Below are 663 nucleotides of genomic sequence, written 5' to 3'. Positions count from 1 at the left end.
CAAAGCAATAACTTATAACTGGTGATATTCAGCTTAAGCTATTAATCTCTCTATATATATCACTATTTCTCATTACAAATCAAATGTAATTTGGGTTTAAGAAAATACTATTATACAAAAAATAATTATCTCCCGAAAGTTACCTTATCTAACTTTCGGGAGATTCTTTAATAGTCATCTTACAAGATAATAAAAATTAGTCTATCCAAATAATTTTTGAAAAAACTAATACGCTTAAAATATCGTTATTATTCCTAAGACTTAGGACCTTTTCCAAAAGGAGCTATAGTGCGAGGATCGTCTATGTTAGCTTCTGGTAAATTAATCTTACCAAACTCTTGCTCGTAGCGTACAACATTCTCTTGCAAAGTCCTAATAAGACGTTTTGCATGTTCTGGAGCTATTAACACGCGACTTGCAACAGTAGCTTTTGACAGACCTGGGAGTAATGTTGCAAAATCTAAAACAAACTCTGAACTGGAATGAGAAATTATCTGAAGATTACTATATACACCACCAGCAACTACCGGATTAATATCTATTTGAAACTGCTGTCCTTCTTCATTCTGAGATTTTTCTTCCATCTTTAGTTATCTTTTTTAATTAATATTACAAAGGTAATATAATTGTACCAAAACACAATAACATACATAAAAAANAANA

At 30.4% G+C, this 663-nt stretch carries 1 protein-coding gene; it reads right to left on the bottom strand.

The window, feature by feature from the left end:
• Nucleotides 1-254: 254 nt before the first annotated feature.
• Nucleotides 255-584 carry a DUF3467 domain-containing protein gene (locus HMPREF9018_RS09860; protein ID WP_008451162.1) on the bottom strand — a complete coding sequence of 110 codons (330 nt, stop codon included), beginning with the start codon at nt 582-584 and terminating at the stop codon, nt 255-257.
• Nucleotides 585-663: the final 79 nt, after the last annotated feature.

It is taken from the genome of Prevotella amnii CRIS 21A-A (genome assembly GCF_000177355.1).
In the GTDB taxonomy this organism is placed as follows: domain Bacteria; phylum Bacteroidota; class Bacteroidia; order Bacteroidales; family Bacteroidaceae; genus Prevotella; species Prevotella amnii.
This window is presented reverse-complemented; position numbering and strand designations above follow the sequence as displayed.

Coding starts and splice junctions, on each gene's coding strand:
- HMPREF9018_RS09860 (WP_008451162.1), bottom strand. CDS start 584: ATGGAAGAAAAATCTCAGAATGAAGAAGGACAGCAGTTTCAAATAGAT.